This window comes from Marinimicrobium sp. UBA4509, assembly GCF_002388575.1.
GTDB lineage: Bacteria > Pseudomonadota > Gammaproteobacteria > Pseudomonadales > Cellvibrionaceae > Marinimicrobium > Marinimicrobium koreense.
In genome coordinates, this window is the sequence record NZ_DGMV01000056.1 from 1 (window position 1) to 2,308 (window position 2,308).

Below are 2,308 nucleotides of genomic sequence, written 5' to 3' on the forward strand. Positions count from 1 at the left end.
GTCGGATTACGCGCTGCGCGCTAATCCGACCTACGCAAATTGCGGTTGTTTGCCGTAACCAAAACCATTTTTACTTGGGGGGAAACAATGAAAAAACTGTTAATGGTCTTCGGCGCCGGCTCGCTCGGCGGTTTGGGCAACAGCCTGGTGGTCTGGCTGTTCGGGATGTACGGCATCAGCCAGTCGCTTGGGGTGTCCATCGCTCCGGGGTTATCGCCGGACTGGTTGTACCCGAGGATTGTCTGGGGTGGGCTGTGGGGCTTTCTGTTTCTGCTGCCGGTGTTGAATAATCGGCTGTGGGCCCAGACGTTTGTGCTCAGTCTGTTCCCGACCATGATTCAGTTGTTTCTGGTGTTTCCGTATCAGACGCCGCATGGGGTTGCGGGTCTGGGGTTGGGGACCCTGACGCCGTTGTTGGTGATTGTGTTCAATTGGGTTTGGGCGTTGGTGACGGCGGTGGCGTTGCGGATGGGGCGGTAGGTGTAGGTGAGGTCAGTTGCGTCGGGGGGGGGATGACGGCGGATGCGTTAAGTTGGGCAACGGCGGATGCGCCTTTGGCTTATCCGCCCTACGCGAACTCTCGTGGTATCCGCCATTACCAAAACGCTGACGCATACGCTGTAACCGAACGTGATGCTACCGTAACTACCCGGCCAAACGCCCGGCCCGGTAATCATTGATCGCTTCCTCGATCTCCTCCGGGGTATTCATCACGAAAGGCCCGTACTGCGCAATGGGTTCCTGAATGGGTTTGCCGGCTAATACCAGCGCACGGGCTCCAGAATCCCCGGCGGTGATGGTCAGCGACTCACCATCGCTCAACACACCGGCGGCGCCGTTCTTCAGCTGCCGGGGTGGCTCGCCGATGGTCAGATCCCCTTCAAACACATACAGAAACGCATTCAACCCTTTCGGCAGTGCCTGCTCGAAGGTGGCACCTGCGGGCAACTGCACATCCCAGTAGCGCGGCTCGGTGCTCAGCCCCTGGATCGGGCCTTCCACCGTTTTGCCATCGGCAGTGACACTACCCGCAATTACCTTGACCTTGCCGCCATTGGCCAGCTCCAGGGTCGGGATGTCGCTGGCGGGAATATCCCGATAGGCCGCCGGCTTCATTTTCTCCGCCGCAGGCAGGTTCAGCCACATCTGAAAGCCGTGCATGCGACCTTCTTCCTGCTGGGGCATCTCCGAGTGAATGATGCCGCGCCCGGCGGTCATCCACTGGACGTCACCACTTTTCAGGTCGCCCCGGTTGCCCATGTGGTCCTCGTGCAACATATGACCTTCAAGCATGTAGGTGACCGTTTCAAAGCCGCGGTGCGGGTGAGACGGGAAACCGCCGATGTAGTCGTCCTTGCTCTCGGAGTTGAACTCGTCGAGCATCAGGAAGGGATCCAGACGCGCCTGCTGGCTTTGCCCCAGGCTGCGCTTGATCCGCACGCCGGCACCGTCGCTGGTGGCGAGGGCCGGAATCAGTTGTTGCAGTTGGCGTTGCATAGACACCTGCGACGGGTTGTTGCCCGTTGATCTGGGCCGCTGTATCAGGCAGCGGCCAATTCGGTAATTTCCTGCTCGGCACTGGAGAGCGCCTTCTTCTGGTTGTCTTCACCCATGGCCAGACCTTCGGCGTAGACGAAGTGGGTCTTGGTCAGGCCGATAAAGCCCAGGAAGGTGTTGAGATAACCGGTCTGGGAGTCCGCATCGGTGCCCTGATAAATACCACCACGGGCCGCAAAAATATACACCGGCTTGTCTTCCAGCAGACCTTCGGGGCCGTTACTGGTGTAGCGAAACGTTTCACCGGAGCGGGCAATGTGATCGAAATACGCTTTCAGCGTAGACGGCACGCCGAAGTTGTACATGGGCACACCGAAGACGATCACGTCCGCGCGCTTGAGCTCGTCGATCAACTGATCTGAATAGCTCACGATATCCTGCTGGGTGGCCGTGCGCTTCTCAGCCGGGGTGATGAAGGCGTGCAGGCGCTCCGCGTCCAGGTGCGGAATCGGATGGCGGGCCAGGTCGCGAACGATGACTTTACCCCCGGGGTTGTGCTCGCGCCAGCGCTGAACGAACTTGTTGCTGAGGGCGCTGGAATGGCCGTCGTCACCGGACAGGCTGCTGTTGATCTGAAGTAATGTCGCCATGTGAGTATCTCCTTTAGAGACTGTTGACTCGATGGGTCTATTAAATGATTTGACTAGCGAATGATAAATAGCGATATTTGGAAGAGTTTGATCGAATTATTTGATTGGTTGTATTTTGAGGGGACGGCCTATGGAACCGAAAGTGAGCCTGGATCAGTGGC

Annotated in this window: 3 protein-coding genes; 1 reads left to right on the forward strand and 2 read right to left on the reverse strand. The window is 58.2% G+C overall.

The window, feature by feature from the left end:
• Window positions 1-87 precede the first annotated feature (87 nt).
• Window positions 88-480 (forward strand): hypothetical protein, encoded by a 393-nt coding sequence (locus B3520_RS10700; RefSeq protein WP_286876022.1) that lies wholly within the window; start codon window positions 88-90, stop codon window positions 478-480.
• Between the two features lie 165 nt (window positions 481-645).
• Here the strand turns inward: B3520_RS10700 and B3520_RS10705 are convergent, their stop codons facing one another.
• Complete coding sequence (locus tag B3520_RS10705) at window positions 646-1,497, reverse strand: pirin family protein (protein WP_286805737.1); 852 nt, start codon at window positions 1,495-1,497, stop codon at window positions 646-648.
• Between the two features lie 44 nt (window positions 1,498-1,541).
• Window positions 1,542-2,147, reverse strand: a complete 606-nt coding sequence (locus B3520_RS10710; RefSeq protein WP_123637328.1) for an FMN-dependent NADH-azoreductase — start codon at window positions 2,145-2,147, stop codon at window positions 1,542-1,544.
• Window positions 2,148-2,308: the final 161 nt, after the last annotated feature.